This is a genomic window from Pseudomonas putida (assembly GCF_022627325.1).
GTDB classification, from domain to species: domain Bacteria; phylum Pseudomonadota; class Gammaproteobacteria; order Pseudomonadales; family Pseudomonadaceae; genus Aquipseudomonas; species Aquipseudomonas putida_X.
This window is the reverse complement of record NZ_JAETZZ010000018.1, coordinates 21583-43228: the sequence shown is the minus strand read 5'-3', so window position 1 is coordinate 43228 and position 21646 is coordinate 21583. Positions and strand designations below refer to the sequence as shown.

Below are 21646 nucleotides of genomic sequence, written 5' to 3'. Positions count from 1 at the left end.
GTCAGCATATGGTTCGACTCATGTCGACCATCATCCCTCGGTTGTCAGAGCTGAAAGCGCTTCATCATCCCGTTCAAGCCGATCGACAAGCTGGCCAGCTCCTGGCTCGCCGTGCTGATCTGGTCCGCGCCCTCAGAGGTCTGCACGGCAAGTTCCCGAATATTCAACAGGTTACGATCGACTTCTCGAGCCACTTGTGCCTGTTCTTCAGTGGCACTGGCCACCACCATATTGCGCTCATGGATGGTGGTCGCGCCATCGGTGATCTCATCCAGTGCCTGCCCGGCCAACTCAGCCACCTGCAGGGTATGCCCCACCTGCTGGCTGTTGCTGTGCATCGACTCCACCACGCGCGCCGTGCCGCTGCGAATGGCGTTGATCATTTCCTCGATCTCCAGTGTCGAGGTCTGGGTACGCGCTGCCAGCGCGCGGACTTCATCTGCCACCACGGCAAAGCCGCGCCCCGCTTCACCCGCCCTCGCCGCCTCGATCGCGGCGTTGAGCGCCAGCAAGTTGGTCTGCCCGGCAATGGCGCCGATCACATCGAGTACCTTGCCCACTTCCTGCGACTGCACCGCCAGCGCTTCGATCTGCCGCGACGCCTCATGTACATCCTGGCTCATCTTGCCGATCGAACTGATCGCCTCGCCCACCCGCTGACGACCGCGCCGCGCCGCGTCTTCGGACTGACGGGAGATTTCAGAGGTGCTCACGGTATTACGCGCCACCTCTTCCACCGCCACGCTCATCTGCGTCACGGCAGTCGCCGCTTGCTGGATCTCGTCGTTCTGCCGGTTGAGGTCGCGGGAGGTTTGCTGGGTAATTGCCGACATCTGTTCACTGGCCGCAGCCAGCTGATGGGAGGAATCGCCGATCAGCCGCAGGGCGTCCTTCAGGCTGGCCTGCATCGCCGCCAGGGCATGCATCAACTGGGTCGCCTCGTCGCGGCCAGTGGCATGCACGGTGTGGGAGAGGTCGCCCTGGGCAATGTTCTGTGCCACGTCGATGGCTTCACGCAGCGGGCTGACGATACTGCGGGTCAGCAACCAGGCAAGGCCAATGGTCAGCACCAGCACCAGGCCAAGCACACCGAAGGTCAGGTACAGGGCACTCTGGTACTCAGCGCGGGCGTGGGCGGTGTGCTGTTCGGCGGTGTCGCTGCTGAACTTGACCAGGTTGTCGTAAAGCTCACCGATACGGTTGGAAATGTCCTGCATGGCGCCACTGAGCATCGCCTGCATCTGGGCTACCTGGTTTTGCTCGGACAACGCCTTGTACTGGTCGAGCAGCACACGGTATTCGTCGATCAGGTGCTGCATCTCGGTAAAGGCCGGTTTGCCCGCCGCTGGCAATACTGCACCGTAGCCCTCTACACCCTTGTCGAGCAGGCCTTTGAGCACCTCCAGGCGCGCCAGGGTCGGTGCCAGCTGGGCGGGCTCACGGGCGATGGCCATGCGCATGGTGATGATGCGCAGGCCCAGCATGTGGCTGCGCACTTCGCCCAGGTAGCGGGTGCCGACGTTGGTCACCTGCTCGGTATACACCACCGCTTCGTGCATGCTGGAGATCTTGTTGATGGAAAACAGCCCGAGCACTGCGACCAGTGCAGCGATCAGGCTGAAACTCAGGTAAGAGCGAGTAGCGATGTTGATATGGCGCAGGCGCATGGGGACGTATCCGGATGGCAGTGGGATGTACTACCCATTACGTTCGGCATGTTAATCAGAAGGTTGAGTGCATGAAGGGCGTTAGCGCCCGATAATCGAACATTATCGGTTTGGCGTTCGTGAGCATCGAGCGCAGCCCGTGCTGCGCTCGATGCAATACTCATTTGAAAACAACAGGATACGCCACTATCCTAATATGTTTTCTCAGAAATGCGCTTTGACCAGTACACTCACCGCATTCTGATCCGTCGGGAACCCGTGGCTGTCCTCAATCCCATACTTGTCCGACCAGTAATCCCATTCGAGCCCCGCATACAACCGCTTCGGCGTGTGCCCGAGGGCCTTGCCGACGTCGTATTTGACCTGCGGATTGAAGTGGAAGCTTTTGGCCACGTAATCCGACGTACCCTTGCTGCCCACGTCATTCACATACCACTCCAGGTAACCATCGAACAGAATGTCCGACCGCCCCAGCGGTAGGGTCATCGCCCAGGTCGGGTTGATCTGCCATTGCCCTGACGCCTTGCCGGTAATCCCGTCGGGCTTGCGGTAATAGGTATTGAGCGAAAAGCGATCGAACCCCGGGATAGTCAAGTCCACGGCAGGCCCCAGCAGGTACTTGCGATTACGCCCCTCGCCACGCTCGTAGGTGGCGGCGATCAGTACATCCTTGACGATGCCAAAGCGCAGGTTCTGTCCGCTGACCTTACCCAGCGATAACCGCGGAGAGAATTCACCGTAGTAGGTATGGCCGTCATTGCCCGACAACCCGTTGGACCATTTGTTGTCGACGAACAGAAACACATCCCCCCAGCTCCAACCGCTGGCGTGTTCGAAGGTGACGGTCTGCTGGATGTCGTTGCCGGTGCCGTCGACTTTGTAATTGTGGCCGTAGAGGTAGCTCAGGCTATTGTCGTACCACATCAGCGGGCCGGCCTGGGCGCCGGAACTGGCCAGGGCACAGAGGGGCAGGAAGCAGTAGCTAAGGCAGGCAAGAGGGGTGAGTTTCATGGGCATCCCTTGGGTCGAGGTCGGTGAGGTTCACCAGCAAGGGATTCAGCGGACGGACCTCTCCTCTGGCCACGTTGCAAACCGTGGCGCCACCCTTGCCGGGTGTGCGGCGTGCTGCCGCCAGAGCAATGTCCCATGCCATGTCTGGCACTGACCGCTTCTACTCGACTGTGCCATAGCAGGGCGCGTGCCAACTGATCGAATACAGTCTAGTTCGGTGATTGTGGCCAATTTCGTGGATTACTGAGTACCAGGCCACCCAAGGATTGCGCACTCTAATGGCGCCCGGCAGTCCTGCCCTGCACCTTCCCGGATCACTGTCCTGCCCTCGCAACACCTACCTGCACCTGAACAGCCCGTTTTTGGCGGTCGCCGCACATTGGCACGCTTCTGGCTTGAGCTGCCTTCGAGTAGAAGCGGTCAGTGCCAGACATGGCATGGGGCATTGCTCTTGCGCCTTGGATAGGGCGTACATCCGAGCGGATGATTTGCACGAGGCCTGCCGGCCCTGGGCAAGTAGAGAAGTGTCAGCCGTGGCTGCTGCATGCTGTGCACCCCTCCTCTTGCTGCGTTCTCTCTCCGCTCGGTCCTCGCTGGCGTGTTCCCGAACACCTGGCGCATTTCGAATCGAGGTGGAGAACAATCATGAAAAACCGCTTTGCTTTGACTTACCCGCTTCGCTCGCTGCTTGGCGCAGCAGTGTTCAGCAGCGCCTCCCTGGCCATGGCCAACGACAAAGTCGTGTTGCTCACCTCTTGGTACGCCCAGGCTGAACAGGGCGGCTTTTACCAGGCCGTGGCCGATGGCTTGTACGAAAAAGAAGGCCTGGATGTGTCCATCCGCATGGGCGGCCCACAGGTCAACGGCATGCAGTTGCTGGTCAGCAAGCAAGCCGACTTCATCGTCAACTACGACCTGCAGATCCTCAAGAGCGTGGAGCAAGGGCTGCCGGTGGTCGCGGTGGCTGCACCGTTCCAGGGTGACCCGCAGGGCTTGATGACGCACGCCGATGTCAACGGCCTGGACGGCCTGAAAAACAAGCAGGTGCTGGTCTCTACGTCCGGCCAGCAAACCTGGTGGCCCTGGCTCAAGGGCAAGTACCAGCTCGAGGACAACCAGGCACGGCCCTACACCTTCAACCTGCAGCCCTTCCTCGCCGGCGCCGACACCACCCAGCAGGCCTACGCCAGCTCGGAACTGTTCCAGGCCATCAAGGCCGGCCAGAAACCCAACTTCTTCCTGTTCGCCGATGCCGGTTACCCGCCCTACGGCTCCACCGTGGTCACCCGCCAGGACGTCATCGACCAGCATCCCGAGCGGGTCGCCGGTTTTGTCCGCGCCTCGCTCGAAGGCTGGAAACGCTACCTGGCCAACCCCGCGGCGGGCAATGCGCTGATCAAGCGCGACAACCCCAACATGAGCGATGAACTACTGGCCTGGGGCGTCTCGACGCTCAAGCAATATCAGCTGGTCACCGGGGGCGATGCGGCCAGCCACGGCATCGGCACGATGAATGACGCCCGCTGGCAAGCCACCCGCGACTTCATGGTCCAGGCCGGCCTGCTCGGCGCCGCGGCCCCTTGGCAGAAAGCCTACACCACTCGCTTCGTGCAAGGCCTGAATGTGCAGCCCGACACCGTCCAGGCGGCCAGCCGCTGAGCCTTGTAACAACAACCGATACCGTGAGGAAACTGGATCATGCTGGTCACCAAACAACCTGTATTGCGACGCTTCTGGTACGCCCTGCTGCCCATGACGGCGCTGGACGACGGGCCAAAACCCTTCACTTTGCTCGGTGAAGCCCTCGTCCTCTGGAAGCGGCCCGACGGCACCCCGGTAGCGATGCGCGACCGTTGCTGCCACCGCACCGCCAAACTATCCAAGGGCTTTGTCAGCGAAGACGGCAATATCGCCTGCGGCTACCACGGCTGGGAGTATGACTGCAGCGGCGCCTGCGTGAAGATCCCGCAGAACCCCACGGGGGCGATACCACCGGGCGCAGCCGTCAAGGCCTACCATTGCCAGGAAAAGTATGGCTATGCCTGGGTCGCGCTGGACGATCCGCTGCAGCCGATCCCCGACTTCCCCGAAGACGGCGCCCCCGGTTACCGGCGTATCTTCCAGTTCTATGAAGAGTGGAAAACCAGCCCACTGCGGGTAATGGAGAACTCGTTCGACAATTCGCATTTTTCCTTCGTGCACAAGGCCAACTTCGGCCTGTTCGACCAGCCCCAACCGGCCAGCTATGACTTTCGCGAAACCGACTACGGCTTTGAAGCCGAGACCCGCGTGCCCATCCGCAACCCTGAAGAAAGCTTCGCCATTACCGGCACCCGTGCGCCGATCACCGAGCGCCACCTGGTCAACCGCTACTACCTGCCGTTCTCCCGCCGCTTTGGCTGCATGTACCCGGACAGCGGCATCCACCACATCATCTACAACTGCGCCACACCGATCGATGACGGCCGGCTGATGCTGGTGCAGTGGCTCTATCGCAATGACAGCGAGACCGACTGCCCGACCCAGGCGCTGATCGACTGGGACGCGGCGATCACCGCCGAAGACCGTGACATCCTTGAGGCCACCGACCCGGACGCCTGCGTCGATACCCGGCGGCGTGTGGAGCTGCACATGCCCTCGGACAAGCCAGGCCTGGTGATCCGCCGGCAACTGCTGGGCCTGCTCGAAGCCCACGGCGAAAGCGAAGTGTTCGCCAGCCACTGACCGCCTGTTCGGCGCCCCGGTGTGCCGGGGCATATGCAACCGCTCATGACCTTATGGGAGAGCGCCATGTTGATGCAGACCCTATCCGAAACCCGCGCCCAGCTGCAGGCGCCACCCAACGCCGACGCCTTGGGTGGCGATACGCCGCTGTTCGCCAACCAGGTCGAGAAGACCTACAGCAACGGCACCGTCGCCCTGCACCGCGTCAAGCTGGCAATCCAGCGCGGCGAGTTCGTGTCGTTGCTGGGCCCGTCAGGCTGCGGCAAAAGCACCTTGTTGAAAATGTTCGCCGGCCTTGAACAACCCTCGGCAGGCCACGTGCGCTGGTGGGGCAAGGATGCCCCAGCCAGCGAGCCACTGGGCACCGGTGCGGGGCGCAGCCTGGCGATGGTGTTCCAGGAGGCGACCTTGATGCCCTGGGCCAAGGTGCAGGACAACGTACGCCTGCCGCTTGACCTCGCCGGCATGCCCAAAGCCCACAGCCAGCCCAAGGTACAGGCGGCGCTGGAGCTGGTAGGCCTGGGCACGTTCGGCCAGGCCTACCCCCGCGAGTTGTCGGGCGGCATGCAGATGCGCGCATCGATCGCTCGGGCGTTGGCCACCGAACCCAACCTGCTGTTGATGGACGAGCCGTTCGGCGCCCTGGACGAGTTCACCCGTAACAAGCTCGACAGCGACCTGCGCCAGCTCTGGGCCCAGCGCGACCTGACCGTGGTGTTCGTCACCCACAGCATCTTCGAGGCGGTGTACCTGTCATCGCGGGTGGTGGTGATGGGTGCCCGGCCCGGGCGGGTGATCGCCGATGTGCCCATCGACGGCCCGCTGCAGCGGGATGAGGCCTACCGCACCTCCCCCGCCTTCATCGCGCAGTGCGCCCACCTGTCCCGGCTGCTGGCCCAGGCCAACGGCGAGCCTGCTTGAGCGCATAACTTCAGAGCACAACTTGAGAGCCCTGACATGAGTCGACACTCTACTCCCTGGCTACACAACCCCACGGTGCTGCGCATCGCTTCGCCGCTGCTGGTCGGCGCTGTGCTGCTGGGCCTCTGGCAGCTGGCATGCATTGCCTGGCAAGTACCGGTCTACCTGGTGCCATCACCCGCCGACATCGGCCGCACGCTGATCAGCGACGGGCCCATGTTGGTCGGTGCGCTGTGGATGACCCTGAAGATCACCTTCCTCTCGTTCGCCCTCGCAGTGGTCATCGGTACCCTGGCCGCATTCGTGTTCGTACAGAGCCGGCTGGTGGAAGCCAGCCTGTTCCCCTACGCGATATTGCTGCAGGTGACGCCAGTGGTGGCGATTGCACCGCTGATCATCATCTGGTGCAGCGACACCACCCTGGCGCTGGTGATCTGCGCCACCCTGGTGGCGGTATTTCCGATCATCGCCAACACTGTGCTGGGCCTGCGCAGCGTCAACCCGGGGCTGCTCAACCTGTTCCGCCTCAATCGCGCAAGCCGCTGGCAGGTGCTGCTGCGCCTGCGTATTCCCAGTGCCCTGCCGTGCTTCTTCGCCGGCCTGCGCATTGCCAGTGGCCTGGCATTGATCGGCGCGGTGGTGGCCGAATTCGTGGCCGGCACCGGGGGCACCGGCGCCGGGCTGGCGTACCAGATCCTGCAAGCGGGCTTTCAGCTCAATATTCCGCGGCTGTTCGCCGCCCTGGTGCTGATCGCCCTGACCGGCGTCGCATTGTTCAGCCTGATGGCCCTGCTGGCACGTTTGAGCCTGCGCCACTGGCACGAAAGTGAACTGGGTTAAGCCCTTGGAGCCGCTCATGAACCCTACCGACAGCTGGCTGATCCGCAACGCCAGCGCCATCCTCACCGGCCTGCCCGGCGCAGCCGCCCGCCACGCCGGGCCGGACATCCGTATCAGCCAAGGGCGCATCGCTGCCCTCGGCGCTTTGCAACCGCTGGCGGCAGAGCAGGTGCTCGACGCCACCGACTGCGTGGTTTACCCAGGTTGGGTGAATACCCATCATCATCTGTTCCAGTCACTGCTCAAAGGGATCCCGGCTGGCATCGATCACAGCCTGGGGGCGTGGTTGGCCGCGGTACCCTATCGCTACCGCGGCCTGTTCGATGAGCACAGCTTCCGCCTGGCCGCGCGTATCGGCCTGGTCGAGCTTGCCCGCTCCGGCTGCAGCACGGTCGCTGATCATCATTACCTGTACCTGCCAGGCATGGCCTTTGATAGCGCGCAGATTCTGTTCGAGGAGGCAGAGCGGCTAGGCCTGCGTTTCGTGCTGTGCCGAGGCGGCGCAACCCAGGTGCGCCAGGCCGAAGGCGCCGCCAGTGCCGGCCCGGAAACCCTCGAACAGTACCTTGATGACGTCGGCCGGCTGGTGCGCACCTACCACGACCCTGCCCCCGACGCCTGGCGCCGGGTGGTGATGGCGCCCACCAGCCCGCCTTACTCGATGCCGCCAGAGCACCTGCGCGAAACCGCCCGCGCTGCACGCCAGCTGGGCATCCGCCTGCACAGCCACCTGAGCGAAACGGTGGAGTACCAGAACGAGGTGCAGCGCCGCTACAACCTGTCTCCGGTGGCGTTTTGCGCAGAGCACGAGTGGCTCGGCGCAGACGTGTGGTTCGCCCATCTGGTCAAGCTCAGCCGCGAGGAAATCCGCCTGCTGGGCGCCACCGGTACCGGCATTGCCCACTGCCCGCAAAGCAACGGGCGTTTGGGCAGCGGCATCGCCGATATCCTGGCGATGGAAGCGGCCGGCATGCCGATCTCGATTGGTGTCGACGGCGCAGCCTCCAACGAAGCCTGCGACATGATCAGCGAAACCCACGCCGCCTGGTTGATGCAACGGGCCAAGGCCGGTGAGCGGGCGTTGCCCGACTATGCAGGCGGCGAGCTCGAAGGCGGCGCCCATGCCGCCAGCGTGGAAGACGTGGTGCGTTGGGGCACCGCCGGTGGGGCTCAGGTGCTGGGGCTGAACGCCCTTGGCACGCTGCAGGTTGGCATGGCCGCGGACCTGGCGGTCTACCGCCTGGACCAGCCGCGGTACTTCGGCTTGCATGACCTGGGCATTGCGCCCGTGGTGGGGGGTGGCCGGCCGACCTTGCGGGCCTTGTTGGTAGGTGGGCGCCTGAGCGTGGACAACGACACGATCCCTGGCCTGGACCTCGCCGAACTCGGTAGCCAGGCCCGTGAGGCCGTGCTGCGCCTGCAGCGCGCTGCGGGGGTACGCGCATGAGCTGGACCTCATTGCAAGTACGCGCCTTGCGCCTGGAAGCTGACGACGTGCTGGGTGTCGAGCTCGGCACGCCGGGCGGCGCACCGCTGCCGCTGAGCTGGGCGGCCGGCGCCCATGTCGACCTGCGCCTGGGCAACGGCATGGTCCGCCAGTATTCGGTGGTCAGCCTGCCCGAAGAGGGCCATCTGTACCTGGGCATCAAGCGTGAGCCTGCGTCACGCGGCGGTTCACAGTGGCTGCACGAGCACCTGCGCCTGGGTGCACGGATCGAGGTCGGCACCCCGCGCAACCAGTTTGCCCTGCAACCGGGGACAGGCTCAGTGGTATTGCTGGCGGCCGGCATCGGCATCACGCCCCTGCTGCCGATGTACCGCCAATGCCTGGCCCAAGGGCGCGCGGTGCGCCTGCTGTACTTCACCCGTGATGCGCACCCGCTGCCGCTGGTCCAGCGCCAGGGCCTGCCCATCGAAGTATTCAGTGGCTTGCGCGCTGCGCAGATCAAGCAAGCCTTGAGCGAGCTGTTGCCCGTTTGGCAGCCCCACGCCAGCGTGTATTGCTGCGGGCCCGCAGGGTTCATGGACAGTGTGGAGCACGCCGCCCTCAACCAGGGCTGGCCAGCATCGGCCCTGTACCGCGAGCACTTCAAGCCCCCCGAGCCCACAGCCGCAACCCATTCCAGCTGCACACTGGTGTTGCAGCGCAGCGGGCATGAGGTGCAGGTACAAGCGGGCGAAAGCCTGTTGCAAGCCGCTGCGCGGGTCGGGGTGGACCTGCCCATCTCGTGCGGCATGGGCATTTGCGGCGCGTGCATGTGCCGGGTCATCGAGGGCACGCCAGAGCACCGTGACGAGTGCCTGACCGAAGCTCAACGCAGCAGCGGGGAATGGATCACGCCGTGTGTCTCAGGGGCGCGCTCGTCGCGCCTGGTGCTCGATGCCTGAATGAGGCACGCGCTAAGGGCGTCGAAGCACGCGCTGAATCGCTGAGACCACCTGCAGCGTAGCGTCTTCGATCGTCCCTTCATTGCGGCACATCAGCCAGCCGTTGTCTGCAACCGCTCGCTCGAAGGCCTGGGTACAAGCCACATGCTCTTCGAACCTGTGCATCACCGTGCTGCTCAACCCGCGCGTGCGTGCCGTCGCCCTCGCCCATGAAATAGCCGGGGCGGTGACCACCCCCACATGCAGGTCGGGTATGCGCACATCACAAGCGGTGTTCAGGCGCAGAATCCCAGGGAACGGGATCAGCCGGCGAAATGCAGCGTCCGACGGGTACCAGCGGTCGATCAGGATGATGCTGTCCGGCGGCTGCCTGGCCAGCACGTGCCGGGAAATCCACGCACGGCTCTGGGCAAAGCGCTCACAGATCGCCAGCTCAAGGTCCGGGCTGGGGTGTCTGACGAACTGGTTGACCAGTGCCATGGTTTCAGCCCTGTAGGGGTCGCTCTTTCGCTCGCAGATGCGGATGACTTTCAGCCCGTCAGCCCGCAGTGCCTGGGTGACTGACTCCAACAATGTGGTTTTGCCGGTGCCCTTGGGCCCGTCCATGGAGACGAACAGCGAACGGCTCATGAAGCGGCGCTTGCGGTGGGCATAGGGTGCAACGGCATCTTGATTCCTTGGCGAAGGCAGAGGTGAGCATTCTACAGCGTGGTGACGTCCCTGCACCGCTTGATGAAGCCGATTTCTGCACGCCACGGAGGGTTGCCTGAAGCCGGCTATGCTGGAAACAATTCGCACGCAGGCGCCGGAGAGTGAAGCATGGGGATCAAGCGTTGGTCTGGGCGAGTGGCTTGGCTGATTCTGGGGTTGTACATGATGGTCTCTCCCCCCGTTAACGCCGACGGCGAGCAGCCCGCCCCAGGTGTCGAGGGCGTCATTGCCGAGCCAGCCGCGCTCACGGTCATCAACCGCACGGTTTTCGTCTTTCGTTCTACCTTGCTGGGCGAAACGCCCAAGGCGCGCGCCCAGCGCGCAAAGAGCCTGATCGAAGAAACCCTGCAGGAAGACAACGACCTGCAAGTCAGAACCGACCCTATCCTGAACAGTTATCTGGTGTTGCTGGGGGGCCGTCGCGCCTTCATCGTTACACCGCTCGATGCCGCAGCCGACGCCATCACGCCAAACGAGGCTGCCGAACGTGCTGCCGACAACCTGCGCCTGGTGGTCGAGGAAACCCGCCAGGCACGCAGCCTGAAGTTCCTGTTGACGGCCGTGGGCTACTCGGCGGCCGCCACCTTGGTGTTCGTCCTGTTGCTCAAGGCTGCAGGTTTGGGTCGCGGCAAGCTGCTGGGCCTGTTGCCCCGCCTGATGGGCAAACACTCCGAGCGCTTCAAGGTCGGGCACACGCCGCTGTTCGATCTGCAGAACCTCTACTACCTGATAGACCGCTCACTGTGGCTGTTGTACTGGTTGATCGTGCTGCTGCTCTGTTACCAGTGGCTGGGGTTCGTGCTGTCGCAGTTCCCCTATACCCGCTCCTGGGGCGAAAGCCTGAATATCCACTTGATGGAGCTGTTCAGGTACCTGGTCAGCGGCATTCTGCGTGCCATGCCGGGCCTTGCCGTGGCCATCTCGATCTTCTTCATCGCCCGTGGCATCAGCGCCTTTTCCAAGCGTGTGCTGCGGCGCATGGCCCGCCCGGGCACATTGACCTGGCTCACCGCCGAAACCCTGCAACCCACCATGCGCCTGACCTCGCTGGCCATCTGGCTGTTCGCGCTGGTGATGGCCTACCCGTATCTGCCAGGTTCAGGCACCGATGCCTTCAAAGGGCTGTCGGTGTTGATCGGTTTGATGATTTCACTGGGGGCGACCAGCGTCATCGGCCAGGGCGCAGCCGGTTTGATCCTTACCTATACCCGTACCCTTCGGGCCGGCGAGTTCGTCCGGGTGGGCGAATACGAAGGCACAGTGACCGAAGTGGGAATGTTCACCACGACGATCAGAACCGGGCTCGGCGAAGTCCTGACGCTGCCCAACTCAATGATTACAGGGGCGGTGACCAAGAACTACTCGCGTATCGTGCAAGGGCAAGGCTATGTCGTGGACACGGTTGTGACCATCGGCTACGACACGCCTTGGCGACAGGTGGAGGCGATGTTGCTGGAAGCGGCACGGCGCACCGACGGCGTACTCCAGGACCCCAGGCCACAGGTGTTCCAGACGGCCCTCTCGGATTTCTACCCCGAATACCGCCTGGTCGCGCAGGCCGTTCCCGCTGAGCCCAGGCCGCGCGCGCTGCTGCTGAGCCTGTTGCACGCCAACATTCAGGACGTGTTCAACGAATATGGGGTGCAGATCATGTCCCCGCACTACCTGGCTGACCCCGAGCAGGCCAAATGGGTACCCAAAGAGCAGTGGCATACCGCCCCGGCCAGCCCCCAACCCCCTGAACAAGGCCCGGTCAGTTGAGCATCAGGGCAATGCTTACCGGCCCACAGGCCGCCAGCGGTGCTATCGGGCAAAGTTAGCGACAAACCCGGCTGAATGCGCTGGCCCACGGATTTACAGATTCTTCGCACAACATTTGCCTAATACAGCAGCGCTTCTATATTCACAAAGGCCTGCCCTCAGTTGACCAGAGCGTCATGATGCCCCCGACAGAGCGATTGATCATCTGCGAGCACTGCGACTGCGTGTACGAGAAAGCACTGCTCGCCAAGCATCAGAAGACCTTGTGCGCCCGCTGTGGCGGTGTGCTCCAGCGGCACAATGGCCTGACGGTGGAGCAACGCCTGGCGCTCACGCTCACGGCCGCCGTGCTGTGGTTGTTCGCCAACTTCTACCCAGTGATGAGCATCAGCCTGAAGGGCCTGAAGAACAGCGCCACGTTGTGGGATTCGGTATTGGCACTGAGCCAGGGGCCGATCACGTTCATGGCCATGGTCGCGGCCATCTCGATCATCATCGCCCCGGCATTCCAACTGCTTCTGCTCATCTGGGTCCTGGGTTACGCCCTTGCCGCCCGCCGCTCACCAGCATTCAAGCTGTGCATGCGCTGGCTGGAGACACTGCGCCCCTGGAGCATGCTGGAAGTGTGCCTGCTCGGCGCGATGGTGGCGGTGTTCAAACTCGCCGGGATGCTCGATGTGCTGCCGGGCATCGGCCTGCTCGCACTGGCCGCCCTGAGCCTGCTGATGATCCGCATTGCCGGCCGGGACATCCGCGACCTGTGGGATATGCCATGAACAGGCCGCCAACCGCCAGCGAACTCAACCTGTGCCTGTGCCACAGTTGTGGGCTCGCCTGCGACATGCGCGACGAACCGCATCGGTGCCCCCGTTGCGACGCCCCCTTGCATCGGCGCAAGACCAATTCCCTGGGCCGTACCTGGGCCTACCTTCTCGCGGCGCTTGCCTTCTACATACCGGCCAACGTGCTGCCGGTGATGAACACCACCATGCTCGGCAGCGGTGCCGACAGCACCATCATGAGCGGCGTGATCGAGTTCTGGGAGCACGGCGCCTGGGATATCGCGCTGATCATCTTCATTGCCAGCATCGCCGTGCCAGGCGTGAAGTTCATGGCATTGTCGATGTTGTTGATCACGGTCCAGCGTGGCAGCCATTGGGCGCAACAGCAGCGCTCCAAGCTCTACCGGTTCGTTGAACTGATCGGCTATTGGTCGATGCTCGATGTGCTGGTCGTTGCCCTGGTTGCGGCGCTGGTGAAGTTCCAGGCGCTGGGCGATATCGAGCCGCGCCCCGGCATTCTGTTCTTTGGCCTGGTGGTGGTGTTCACCATGCTTTCTGCGATGAGTTTCGACCCCCGTCTGATCTGGGACACGCCACCTGACAAGGAGCTCATGGATGAACCCATCCAGCAATGACAGCCCAGCCGTGCCGGGCAAGGCACCGGTCAAGACCCGTCGGTTCAGCTTTTCACTGGTGTGGATCGTGCCGATCGTGGCAGTGCTTGTGGGCCTCTCGCTGGTGGTGCACAACCTCATGCAGGAAGGCCCGACCATCACCCTCACCTTCAAGACCGGTGCCGGGCTTGCAGCCAACAAGACCGAAGTGCGCTATCGCAACGTCGTGATCGGCCACGTGACCGAGGTTGCACTCAGCAACGACCAGAAGAACGTCAACGCCACCGTCAAGCTCGACAAGCAGGCCGAAGGCTTCACCCGTGAGGACTCGAAATTCTGGGTGGTCCGCCCACGGATCGGTGCCGGCGGCGTGTCGGGCATAGACACCCTGCTCTCGGGCGATTACATCGGCGCCGACATCGGCCAGTCCAACACCCGCGTCAAACATTTCACCGGCCTCGAAAACCCACCCGCCATCACCTACGGCGAGCCCGGCAAGCATTTCACCCTGCACACCCAGGACCTGGGCTCGCTGGACATCGGCTCCCCGGTGTATTTCCGCAAGATCCCGGTCGGCCAGGTGGTCGCCTACGCCCTGGACAAGGATGGCAGAGGGGTTGATGTAGAGATCTTCGTCCACGCGCCCAACGATGCCTTCGTGACCGCCAACACCCGCTTCTGGAACGCCAGTGGCATTGACATAGACGTCGGCGCCAATGGCTTCGCGCTAAAGACCGAATCGCTGTCTTCCATTCTGGTCGGGGGCATCGCCTTCCGTGCACCGGACTACAACCCCAATGACAGCGCCGCCAGCGAAGACCAGCGCTTCGAGCTGTTCGCCGACCAGACCAGCGCGCTGGCACCGCCCGCCGGCAAGGCGCAGTACCTGGCACTGCGCTTCGACCAGGCGATGCGCGGGTTGAAGGTGGGGGCACCGGTAGAGTTTCTGGGCGTGGAGATTGGCCGCGTGGTCTCGGTGAACCTTGACTTCGATGAGAAACAGCGCAGCTTCCCGGTCAACGTCGGCATCGTGATCTACCCCCAGCGCTTGGGGCGCGCGCACGAGAAGATGCTCAAGGCCCTGCAGCACGATCCTAATGACGAAGCGTCCGCCGCCAAACTGATGGGGACGTTCATCGACAACGGCCTGCGAGCCCAGGCACGCAGTGGCAACCTGCTCACGGGCCAGCTGTACATTGCCCTGGATTTCTTCCCCAAAGCGCCGAAGGTGGCATTCGACCCTACTGCCCGACCGGTGATGATCCCGACCATTCCTGGCAGCCTAGAGCTGCTGCAAGAGCAGTTGCAGACCATGGTAGACAAGGTCAACCGGCTGCCGCTGGAACGTATTGCCAGCAACCTGGACGCCAACCTGGTCGAGCTGCGCAAGAGCCTGAAACAGTTCAACGCCAAGACCTTGCCGGGCGTACAAGGCACTTTGGCCGAAGTCAGCAGCACGCTGAAATCTGCCAACGCGACGCTGGCAGACGATTCGCCCCAGCGGGAACAACTGACGCAGACCCTGGACGAGCTCAGCCGTATGTCGCGCTCGCTGCGCGAGCTCGCCGATTACCTGGGCCGCAACCCTGAGTCCCTGCTGCGTGGCCGCCCGGACAACGCCGCGCCGATGGACCTGCAAGGGCCGCCACGCAATTGACCACAGGAGTGTTGAGCATGACCCCGTTGCCAAGGATTACCCTGCTGGTCGCGCTAATGACATTGGGCGCCTGCCGCAGTGACCCTATCCAGTTCCATACCCTCACGCCGGCGATGCCCGCGCCGTCCTCCCACGCCGCCACGGACGAAATCCTGCTTGAAAGTGTCAGCGTGCCGCCCCAGGTCGACCGGCCCCAACTGGTGATCCGTCAAGGTAATAGCAGCCTGGCCATCCTCGAGACGCAGTGGTGGGGCGCCACCCTGGTGGATGAGCTGCGCAGCGCCTTGATCGACCAATTGAGCAACACCCGCCCTGCGCGCAAGCTGTCACTGCGGGTGGATGTGCAACGGTTCGATTCGGTGCCCGGGCAGTATGCCCTGCTGGACGCACGCTGGCGCTTGCGAGCACGCGGCGCCGATGCCCAGCTGACGTGCCGCAGCACCTTGCAGACGGCGGCCGGCGATAGCATCGATGACGTTGTGATCGCTCAGCAAGCCAACGTCAAGCGCCTGGTGGCGCTGATCAGTCAAGCGGCTTCGTCGACGAACAGCACTTGCCCTGTCGAGCGCTGATCATCGCCGTTGCAAAAGTACTGCATGCGCTGAACCGTGAGGTGCAACAGCAGCGTCCAGCCGTTATCGGCTTGAATGTCCAAGCAGCGTATTGACGTTCAGCGACAGCGCTTCGAGTGCAAACGGCTTTGTCAGCACTGCCGTGTGCGCTTCCATCGGGGCCTGGTCCAGTACATGCGGTTGCGCATACCCGGTCATGAACAGCACCGGCAGCCCAGGCCTGCAAAGGCGGCCCGTCTGCGCCATCTGCCGGCCGTCGATGCCACCAGGCAGGCCTATGTCCGTCACCAACAGGTCGATACGCGTATCCGAGCGCAGCAGTTGCAAGCCCGCCAGGCTGTCAGCCGCTTCAATCACGACATAGCCACAGCTGCCCAGGGCTTCGCTGACGAACATCCGCACCGAGGGCTCATCGTCGACCACCAGTACCGTGGCTCCGGATAGCACCGGCGGCGCCTTGACTGGCGCTCGTACAGACGCATCCTGGCCTGCACGGGCGGCTTGGCTGGGTAACTGCAGGTACACGCGGGTGCCTGCGCCCTCCTGCGATTCGATCTTCACCTGCCCCCCTGACTGTTTGGCGAACCCATAGATCATCGACAAGCCCAGCCCGGTGCCCGCACCGACCGGCTTTGTCGTGAAAAAGGGCTCGAATGCGCGGCTGAGTGTCTCGGCATTCATACCGATGCCGTTGTCTGCCACGCAAACTGTCAGATACGTTCCGGAGGACAGCTCCGGATCGAGGTCCGGCCCTGGCTGCAGCACCTGGTCGAATGTACTGATGGATATCTCACCGCCGCCGGCGTCACGGCTATTGATACAGAGATTGAGCAACGCATTTTCGACTTGCGCCGGGTCGACCAGGCACGTGCTGGCCTGCGCATTGAGCTGCACCCGCAGGTTGATCGAGGGGCCGACCGTTCGGCGAATCAGCTCTTCCATATCGCTGATCAAGGTATTCACGTCGGTATGCTCAGGCAGCAACGTCTGGCGGCGCGAGAATGCCAGCAGGCGGTGTGTCAGTGAGGCAGCACGCTGGGCAGCCCCCTGCGCTACCGACAAGTAACGCTCCACGTCCGCGACCCGCCCCTGGTTCAAACGCAGCTTGATCAGGTCCAGGCTGCCAGTGATGCCTGCCAGCAGGTTGTTGAAGTCGTGGGCAATCCCCCCGGTCAGTTGGCCGACCGCTTCCATCTTCTGCGACTGACGCAGCGCCGCCTGGGCCGCTTCGCGCTCGGCCACGGCTTCCTCGATGCGTGCTTCCAGCGTACGGTTGAGCTCACGCAACTTGGCTTCAGCATTTTTGCGGGCAGTGACATCGATGGAGGACCCGATCAGGCCTATGATTTCGCCGGTGTCGCTCAGTAGCGGGGCCTTGATGGACAGCCAGTAGGTCGCCGAGCCATCGGGCATGTCGACCCGCTCCTCGATCTGCTCGGCCACACCGCCGTGCATGATGCGCTGATCTGTCTCCATCACCTGGCGAGCCTGGGCTTTGTCCTCCAGGAACTCGACATCGGTCTTGCCCAGGTAGAACTCCGGCGGCTTGCCGATCAGTTGCGTGGCACCATGGTTGGCCACCAGCATGCGCCCCGCCAGGTCCTTGGCATAGACAACCCCGGGCACCGCTGCCGTGAATGTTCGCAAAAGGGCCGACATCCTGTCGCGTTCAGCCTCTGCTGAGCGCCGCGACTCGATATCCATGAGTATGCCAGGGAAGCGCACAGCCACACCGTGCAGGTCGAGCTCTGCGCGGCCATTGGCCTCGACCCATCTGTAGCCGCCATCGTCGTGACGTACCCGGTACTCGCACCTGAATGCCCCACCACGGTCCATCGCTTGCTGGATGTCTGCCCAGACTCGCTCACGGTCGTGCGGGTGAATGGAGGCGAACGCTTCTTCGATCGGTATGCCCGCCATGCACCTGTCTGCCGGCAGCCCGAAGGATCGGGAGAAGCGCTCATCGGCTGTGACCTGGTTGTTGGGGATATCCCATAACCAGGTGCCGATGATCGCACCTGCATCGAGCGCCAACTGCAATCGCTCTGCAGTATTGGTTGGAAACGCATGTTCCTGGTTCTGCGCTGCAGACGCGCCAGTAGGGCTGTAAATGCCAGGACTTTCGCGATCCATAACCTGTCTCTCAGTGGCAACCGTCGGCCATGGTCGCACACCTGCGCCAAGCGCCGGAAGGCTCCACCATGCTCAAGCTCAAGATTAAGCTGCGCTTAAGTCTGGCACCTTAACCTGTCCCCAGCAAAGGCGCTTTCGCCCGTCTTCAAAGGGCTTACAAGGAGTTGTGCCATGACCCACGCACTGGATATGAAATGGAAATGCCTGGCCAGGACGGTCACATACGTCGGGTGGTCGCTGCTGTGGCTACTGCTGTGGGACGTGGCCGTTACCCTCGATGCCATGCTGGTCACAGGCTACGGGTTCGAGCTCCCGCTGATGCCCCTGACGCTGTTGTGCTCCGCGCTGGTGGTGCTCATCAGCTTTCGCAACTCCAGTGCGTACAATCGCTGGTGGGAGGCCAGGACGCTGTGGGGCTCGATGGTCAACAGCTCGCGCAGCCTGGGCCGGCAGGTGCTTACCCTCATCGAAGACACCCAGGGCCTGAACCCGGTCAAAGCCCAGCTCATGCGCCGGCACGTGGCTTATCTGCACGCCCTGCGCATGCACCTGGGCGGCGACAGAAACCCCGAAGCGCTGGGCGCTTTGCTCACTGAAAGTGAACGGGCCCGCCTGGCCGGGTCCAGCAACTTGCCCAACGACATTCTCAGCGGTTCGGCAGAACTGATCACGCACGAGTTCAACGAAGGCCGCCTGGACAGCATCAGGCTGGCGCGCATCGAGTCGACCCTGGTAGACCTGTCGAACTGGCAAGGCGGTATGGAGCGTATCGCCAAATAACCGCTGCCCTACCCTTATGTGTATTTCCCCAGGCTGTTTGGCACGCTGTTCTGCATCATCATGCCGCTGAGCCTGGTTCCAACCTTAGGCTGGTTCACGCCGGTCGTATCCACGGTCGTGGGCTGCATGCTGCTGGCCATGGAACGCATCGGCACGGACCTTCAGGCGCCTTTCGGCAACAGCCAGCACCGCATCCGTACCGAAGACTTTTGCCGCAATATCGAAAGCAATCTCAAGTCGATGTTCAACTCGCCGGAACGCGGGGTGCTGTCGCTGTGTCACGAGCCAGCCCCGGCGCTGCAGAGGCTTTGAGCCACGCCGACCGAAACAGGCGCGGCGCGGCTGATTTTCACCGTAAAAGTGAAAGTCTTATCCGATTGCCCCTGTTTTTGACTCAACACAATCCCGATAGCCTGAGCAGCACTCCTTTCCCTAACGAGGTCATGGCAATGAAGGCCATTGTTTTCACCCACCCCGGTTTGCCGATTGAAGACCCACAATCGCTGTACGAGGCCGATCTGCCCAAGCCCACCCCAGGTGCCCGCGATCTGCTGGTCGAGGTCAAGGCCATTGCGGTCAACCCGGTGGACACCAAGGTAAGGGCCTCACGCAGCGCCGACCAACCCCAGGTGCTGGGCTGGGATGCGGTCGGTATCGTGCGCGAGGTCGGCAACGCGGTGACACTGTTCCAGCCCGGTGACGAGGTGTTCTATGCCGGTGCCATCGACCGCCCTGGCAGCTACAGCGAGTACCACCTGGTGGATGAGCGCATCGTCGGGCGTAAACCCCGCAGCCTGGACGATGCCAGTGCCGCAGCCTTGCCGCTGACGTCCATCACCGCCTGGGAACTGCTGTTCGACCGCCTGGGCGTTGAGCAGCACGGTGGCAAGGGGCAAAGCCTGCTGATCATTGGCGCCGGTGGCGGCGTTGGGTCGATCCTGGTGCAGCTGGCCAGGCAGCTCACGCAACTGACCGTGATCGGCACGGCATCGCGCCCACAAACCCAGCAATGGGTCAGCGAACTGGGTGCCCACCATGTGATCGATCACACCGTTTCGATTCCCCAGCAACTGGCAGAACACGCCCTGGAGCCCGTCGATTACGTGATCAGCCTGACGCACACCGACACTTACCTGGCGCAACTGGTGGAAGTGCTTCGGCCGCAAGGCAAGCTTGCGCTGATCGATGACCCCGCCCAACTGGACGTCGTGCCGCTCAAACGCAAGTCATTGTCGCTGCACTGGGAGCTGATGTTCACCCGTTCGCTGTACACGACCGAAGACATGATCAAACAGCATCAGTTGCTCGAGCGCGTGTCGGCCCTGGTCGACGAGGGTGTGCTCAAGACCACCGTGGGCGAGCACTACGGCGCCATCAACGCTGACAACCTGCGGCGCGCCCATGCCCTGCTCGAAAGCGGCAAAGCCCGCGGCAAGATCGTGCTGGAAGGCTTTTGAAGCAGAGGTTCATGGCAACAGTGCAGTACCCCAGGGGGGTTAGGTAAACCGACCACTGCCCGCTGCTGGCCTATCCTGTGCTCAGGGGCCAGTGGCAGGTCGCGCCACGCCGTCGAACATGGTCACGGTACTGCAATGTCCGATCAACACTCACCTTGGCACGGCCTGGCGAAATTTTGCCAAGGCATACGTTCGGAGTTCGTCACCCCACAGCGCCTGCCCCAGCGCCTGGTCGACGAGGCGGAAACCCTGCTTTCAGTGCTGTTGGCCATTGCCATGGCGCACTACCTGGGCGTTGCCAATGTCGGCTGGGCAGCGTTCAGTGGGTACATGGTCATGCGCTCCAGCCTGCACGACACTGTCTATCGGGGCGGGCTGAGAATCATCGGCACCGCGGCCGGCGCCATGGCCGCTGCCGTACTCGCGACGCGCACGGGGCTGCCCGGGCACTGGCTTGGCCTGGTCATCGGCCTGGTCGGTGCGGCCACGTTGCTGTGTGCCATCCGCTATGCCCATGGTTATGCGTGGTTGTTCACCGGGCTTACCTTCGCCATGGTGTCTATCGCGAGCCTGCAGGCCGACGACACCGATGCCGTGCTGTACTTCGCCAGAACCCGGATCGAAGAAGTGGCCTGCGGTACCCTGGCCTGCTGGTTCGTGGCGATGCTCTCTGGCCACACAGTGAGGCGCGCGTTGCCTGTCGTCACAGCGCACGCCCCGCTTGCCAAGGCAGCCTTGCCCGCCAAGGTTACCCGCAGCATGCGGGTGCACGCCCTGCAGGCCGGCGTTGCGCTGGCACTGATTCCACTGCTGGGCCAGTGGCTCGCCGTCGAGGGGCTGAGCCAGGCAGCCATTACCATCATGGCGGTGATGATGGTGCCGCCAGCCGCGCTGGTGCCTGGCAGCAAGGCAGTGACCCTGCGCAATATCCATCGCCTGATCGGCTGTGCTGCCGGCGCCGCGTGCGCTTGGCTGGCACTGGGGTTGATGGGTTCGAACTGGCTGGCCATGACCTTGATGATGTGCATCGGGGTGCTGTTGGGCCGGCATATCGAGAACAGCAACCGCTCCTTCGCCTATGCCGGCACTCAGTTCGCGCTGGTGTACCTGGTGGTGATGGTGCCGGACGCCTATGCCGATGCCAGCCCTGCACCTGGGCTGATCCGCCTGGAAGGGATCGTGGCCGGCTTCATCCTGATCGGTGCAGTGCAACTGGCGAACCTGTTGGTCCACCTGCGCGCGCAGGGCAAAACGGACACCAGATCAGGCAGGTGAACCACCGTTCGCGCCCCGAAGGCGCTCGTTCTGCCAAAGCAGGCGCCAGGATTGCCACAACCAGCAGGCAAGGCTGCATCCCTGGGCCTCAGGCGATAGGGTACGGGGCATCGCGCATCCCAATTGCCAAGGAGGTGGCCATGGCGCTGTTCTGTAGGCTGAGTTTGTTGACCCTGCTCGCGGGCATGCTGCTGGGCGACATCGTGATCGCCTCGGTAGGCCTGCTCGGCGTATGTGGAGCGGCCGTATATCTCGACATCCGCCAGGATGCACTCAATGATGCGCCCAACCCATCGGACTTCCAGGCGTAGGTCAACCCGCCCCGGCGCCCTTGGCCCAAGCCTGCACACCCA

General features: G+C 63.1%; 18 protein-coding genes and 1 pseudogene. 15 read left to right on the top strand and 4 right to left on the bottom strand.

Translation table 11 applies throughout. The features are described 5' to 3' along the window. Positions 1-44 precede the first annotated feature (44 nt). Entirely contained in the window at positions 45-1667 is a 1623-nt protein-coding gene (locus JNA92_RS23430; RefSeq protein ID WP_241806911.1) for a methyl-accepting chemotaxis protein, read from the bottom strand. A gap of 204 nt (positions 1668-1871) precedes the next feature. Beyond that, positions 1872-2678, bottom strand: a complete 807-nt coding sequence (locus JNA92_RS23425; protein ID WP_241806910.1) for an outer membrane protein OmpK — start codon at positions 2676-2678, stop codon at positions 1872-1874. 645 nt (positions 2679-3323) lie between these two features. On the opposite strand from JNA92_RS23425, the gene JNA92_RS23420 reads away from it, so the two are divergent. The 6 genes from JNA92_RS23420 (at position 3324) to JNA92_RS23395 (ending at position 9551) form a co-directional block, all read left to right on the top strand. Then, on the top strand, positions 3324-4337 hold the full coding sequence (locus JNA92_RS23420; RefSeq protein ID WP_241806909.1) for an ABC transporter substrate-binding protein: 1014 nt from the start codon (positions 3324-3326) through the stop codon (positions 4335-4337). 39 nt (positions 4338-4376) lie between these two features. Further along, on the top strand, positions 4377-5402 hold the full coding sequence (locus JNA92_RS23415) for an aromatic ring-hydroxylating oxygenase subunit alpha (protein WP_241806908.1): 1026 nt from the start codon (positions 4377-4379) through the stop codon (positions 5400-5402). Between the two features lie 66 nt (positions 5403-5468). Further along, positions 5469-6323: an ABC transporter ATP-binding protein gene (locus tag JNA92_RS23410; protein WP_241806907.1), complete on the top strand. Its 855-nt coding sequence runs from the start codon at positions 5469-5471 to the stop codon at positions 6321-6323. A gap of 111 nt (positions 6324-6434) precedes the next feature. Beyond that, positions 6435-7163 carry an ABC transporter permease gene (locus JNA92_RS23405; RefSeq protein ID WP_347269624.1) on the top strand — a complete coding sequence of 243 codons (729 nt, stop codon included), beginning with the start codon at positions 6435-6437 and terminating at the stop codon, positions 7161-7163. 16 nt (positions 7164-7179) lie between these two features. Next, positions 7180-8610, top strand: a complete 1431-nt coding sequence (locus JNA92_RS23400) for an amidohydrolase family protein (protein WP_241806905.1) — start codon at positions 7180-7182, stop codon at positions 8608-8610. Further along, a complete protein-coding gene (locus tag JNA92_RS23395) occupies positions 8607-9551 on the top strand; it encodes a PDR/VanB family oxidoreductase (protein WP_241806904.1) in 945 nt (314 codons plus the stop codon). The genes JNA92_RS23400 and JNA92_RS23395 overlap by 4 nt, the downstream gene beginning before the upstream one ends. Before the next feature lie 12 nt (positions 9552-9563). Here the strand turns inward: JNA92_RS23395 and JNA92_RS23390 are convergent, their stop codons facing one another. Beyond that, entirely contained in the window at positions 9564-10181 is a 618-nt protein-coding gene (locus JNA92_RS23390) for a dTMP kinase (protein ID WP_241806903.1), read from the bottom strand. A gap of 189 nt (positions 10182-10370) precedes the next feature. On the opposite strand from JNA92_RS23390, the gene JNA92_RS23385 reads away from it, so the two are divergent. The 5 genes from JNA92_RS23385 (at position 10371) to JNA92_RS23365 (ending at position 15648) form a co-directional block, all read left to right on the top strand. Continuing rightward, positions 10371-12023, top strand: a complete 1653-nt coding sequence (locus tag JNA92_RS23385) for a mechanosensitive ion channel family protein (protein WP_241806902.1) — start codon at positions 10371-10373, stop codon at positions 12021-12023. Positions 12024-12202: 179 nt separating this feature from the next. After that, positions 12203-12799, top strand: a complete 597-nt coding sequence (locus JNA92_RS23380) for a paraquat-inducible protein A (protein WP_241806977.1) — start codon at positions 12203-12205, stop codon at positions 12797-12799. Then, complete coding sequence (locus JNA92_RS23375; protein WP_241806901.1) at positions 12796-13440, top strand: paraquat-inducible protein A; 645 nt, start codon at positions 12796-12798, stop codon at positions 13438-13440. The genes JNA92_RS23380 and JNA92_RS23375 overlap by 4 nt, the downstream gene beginning before the upstream one ends. Beyond that, positions 13421-15076: an intermembrane transport protein PqiB gene (locus JNA92_RS23370; protein ID WP_241806900.1), complete on the top strand. Its 1656-nt coding sequence runs from the start codon at positions 13421-13423 to the stop codon at positions 15074-15076. The genes JNA92_RS23375 and JNA92_RS23370 overlap by 20 nt, the downstream gene beginning before the upstream one ends. Before the next feature lie 17 nt (positions 15077-15093). Beyond that, on the top strand, positions 15094-15648 hold the full coding sequence (locus JNA92_RS23365; protein ID WP_241806898.1) for a PqiC family protein: 555 nt from the start codon (positions 15094-15096) through the stop codon (positions 15646-15648). 63 nt (positions 15649-15711) lie between these two features. Here JNA92_RS23365 and JNA92_RS23360 read toward each other — a convergent pair whose 3' ends face one another. After that, positions 15712-17781: a hybrid sensor histidine kinase/response regulator gene (locus tag JNA92_RS23360; protein ID WP_241806897.1), complete on the bottom strand. Its 2070-nt coding sequence runs from the start codon at positions 17779-17781 to the stop codon at positions 15712-15714. Between the two features lie 171 nt (positions 17782-17952). On the opposite strand from JNA92_RS23360, the pseudogene JNA92_RS23355 reads away from it, so the two are divergent. The 4 genes and pseudogenes from JNA92_RS23355 to JNA92_RS23340 all read left to right on the top strand — a co-directional run bounded on the left by JNA92_RS23355 (position 17953) and on the right by JNA92_RS23340 (position 21604). Continuing rightward, positions 17953-18873: pseudogene (locus JNA92_RS23355) on the top strand (bestrophin family protein). A 137-nt stretch (positions 18874-19010) separates the two neighbouring features. Beyond that, a complete protein-coding gene (locus tag JNA92_RS23350) occupies positions 19011-20018 on the top strand; it encodes a zinc-binding alcohol dehydrogenase family protein (protein ID WP_241806896.1) in 1008 nt (335 codons plus the stop codon). 135 nt (positions 20019-20153) lie between these two features. Then, positions 20154-21293 (top strand): FUSC family protein, encoded by a 1140-nt coding sequence (locus JNA92_RS23345; protein WP_241806895.1) that lies wholly within the window; start codon positions 20154-20156, stop codon positions 21291-21293. Positions 21294-21433: 140 nt separating this feature from the next. After that, positions 21434-21604, top strand: coding sequence for a hypothetical protein (locus JNA92_RS23340; RefSeq protein ID WP_241806894.1), 171 nt, complete (start codon positions 21434-21436; stop codon positions 21602-21604). The last annotated feature ends 42 nt before the right edge of the window (positions 21605-21646 follow it).

Coding starts and splice junctions, on each gene's coding strand:
- JNA92_RS23375 (WP_241806901.1), top strand. CDS start 12,796: ATGAACAGGCCGCCAACCGCCAGCGAACTCAACCTGTGCCTGTGCCAC.
- JNA92_RS23395 (WP_241806904.1), top strand. CDS start 8,607: ATGAGCTGGACCTCATTGCAAGTACGCGCCTTGCGCCTGGAAGCTGAC.
- JNA92_RS23360 (WP_241806897.1), bottom strand. CDS start 17,781: ATGGATCGCGAAAGTCCTGGCATTTACAGCCCTACTGGCGCGTCTGCA.
- JNA92_RS23345 (WP_241806895.1), top strand. CDS start 20,154: ATGTCCGATCAACACTCACCTTGGCACGGCCTGGCGAAATTTTGCCAA.
- JNA92_RS23370 (WP_241806900.1), top strand. CDS start 13,421: ATGAACCCATCCAGCAATGACAGCCCAGCCGTGCCGGGCAAGGCACCG.
- JNA92_RS23420 (WP_241806909.1), top strand. CDS start 3,324: ATGAAAAACCGCTTTGCTTTGACTTACCCGCTTCGCTCGCTGCTTGGC.
- JNA92_RS23430 (WP_241806911.1), bottom strand. CDS start 1,667: ATGCGCCTGCGCCATATCAACATCGCTACTCGCTCTTACCTGAGTTTC.
- JNA92_RS23350 (WP_241806896.1), top strand. CDS start 19,011: ATGAAGGCCATTGTTTTCACCCACCCCGGTTTGCCGATTGAAGACCCA.
- JNA92_RS23340 (WP_241806894.1), top strand. CDS start 21,434: ATGGCGCTGTTCTGTAGGCTGAGTTTGTTGACCCTGCTCGCGGGCATG.
- JNA92_RS23400 (WP_241806905.1), top strand. CDS start 7,180: ATGAACCCTACCGACAGCTGGCTGATCCGCAACGCCAGCGCCATCCTC.
- JNA92_RS23410 (WP_241806907.1), top strand. CDS start 5,469: ATGTTGATGCAGACCCTATCCGAAACCCGCGCCCAGCTGCAGGCGCCA.
- JNA92_RS23385 (WP_241806902.1), top strand. CDS start 10,371: ATGGGGATCAAGCGTTGGTCTGGGCGAGTGGCTTGGCTGATTCTGGGG.
- JNA92_RS23425 (WP_241806910.1), bottom strand. CDS start 2,678: ATGAAACTCACCCCTCTTGCCTGCCTTAGCTACTGCTTCCTGCCCCTC.
- JNA92_RS23390 (WP_241806903.1), bottom strand. CDS start 10,181: ATGAGCCGTTCGCTGTTCGTCTCCATGGACGGGCCCAAGGGCACCGGC.
- JNA92_RS23415 (WP_241806908.1), top strand. CDS start 4,377: ATGCTGGTCACCAAACAACCTGTATTGCGACGCTTCTGGTACGCCCTG.
- JNA92_RS23380 (WP_241806977.1), top strand. CDS start 12,203: ATGCCCCCGACAGAGCGATTGATCATCTGCGAGCACTGCGACTGCGTG.
- JNA92_RS23365 (WP_241806898.1), top strand. CDS start 15,094: ATGACCCCGTTGCCAAGGATTACCCTGCTGGTCGCGCTAATGACATTG.